2 protein-coding genes are annotated in these 1,053 nt (G+C 37.1%); both read right to left on the bottom strand.

Annotation, left to right across the window (positions count from 1 at the left end):
• Positions 1-124 precede the first annotated feature (124 nt).
• Positions 125-610: a hypothetical protein gene (locus tag KDK17_RS16160; RefSeq protein ID WP_257288527.1), complete on the bottom strand. Its 486-nt coding sequence runs from the start codon at positions 608-610 to the stop codon at positions 125-127.
• A gap of 8 nt (positions 611-618) precedes the next feature.
• The gene (locus tag KDK17_RS16155) at positions 619-864 is read right to left on the bottom strand and encodes a hypothetical protein (RefSeq protein WP_257254962.1); all 246 of its coding nucleotides are present in this window, start codon (positions 862-864) and stop codon (positions 619-621) included.
• Between the last annotated feature and the right edge of the window lie 189 nt (positions 865-1,053).

Here is a 1,053-nt window from a genome sequence, read left to right as displayed (position 1 = left end):
TGATGATCAAAAGCCTTTTCAAGCTTGCCCTGATTGCCTTTGACCGTCAGCCTCCTTTTCGACTATGGCCCGGGGCATATCTCGAATTTCAGGGGGGTTCATGATTTTTCCCTGGTTAGGCGCGCTACACCTGCCTGAGATGGTTAATATTGATAGCCATGACTTCATGAGATGCAAAATAACTGTATGCTCTCAAATCATCGGTTAATACTAAACAATCCAAACTCTTCGCAGCTAAAATTACTGATATATCAGTGATGCCCATATAGCTGAATCCTTCAGCACTAATGACTTCATCTTTTTCAATATACAGTTCATTTACTTCATATAATGTAGGTAATATTGAAACTATGAATTCTTTGAACTTGATTTCATTTATTTTTTCAAGAAAGTTCCACGTTTCAGCTAAAACTTGAGGTGTAACTACAATTCTGGAAAACTGAGATACATATTCATTTAGCCAGTGGAAATCCTGCTCTGTATACATTGCAGTTCGTTTAAACTTTGGTACAAACTCTGGTTCATACTTGCCAACCAAGTATAAAACGAGAAGGTTAGTGTCTAGAAATGCACCCTGTTTTTTGTACCGTACTAACAAATCGGCAAGCATTAGAAATATTAAACTGTGCGTATTTTCATATATATCACGTCGCCAGATTCAGCATCAATTTTAAATATTTTATAGCTTGTTACTCTATTACCTACGCTTCCAAGTGCAAAAAGATCAGACATTCCTAATGTGATCAACCAAGAACCATCATCATCAAGTTCAATTTCTTCAATGGAGAGCTTTACACTTTGGGATGTAATAGACTCAAAATATTTTGCAGCAATCTGAGCTGCTTCTTTTGCATCAATAGCCATAAATTTTCCTAAATCTGTTTAACTAATAAGTTGGTCTAATATTAGACTCTGATAGGGTTTTTAATCATTTCATTTTGAGTGAAGTGACTAAGTCCAAAACTCAGCATCTTCCTGCCGGTTTATACAGCGTACCCATCACGGCAAAATCATGAAAGTGCCTGCCCAGCAAGGACTTCAGCCAGATAGCGT

This window comes from Endozoicomonas sp. SESOKO2, from assembly GCF_024606245.1.
In the GTDB taxonomy this organism is placed as follows: Bacteria; Pseudomonadota; Gammaproteobacteria; order Pseudomonadales; family Endozoicomonadaceae; genus Endozoicomonas_A.
The sequence above is the reverse complement of the archived record's forward strand: the minus strand, read 5'-3'. Positions and strand labels throughout refer to the sequence as shown.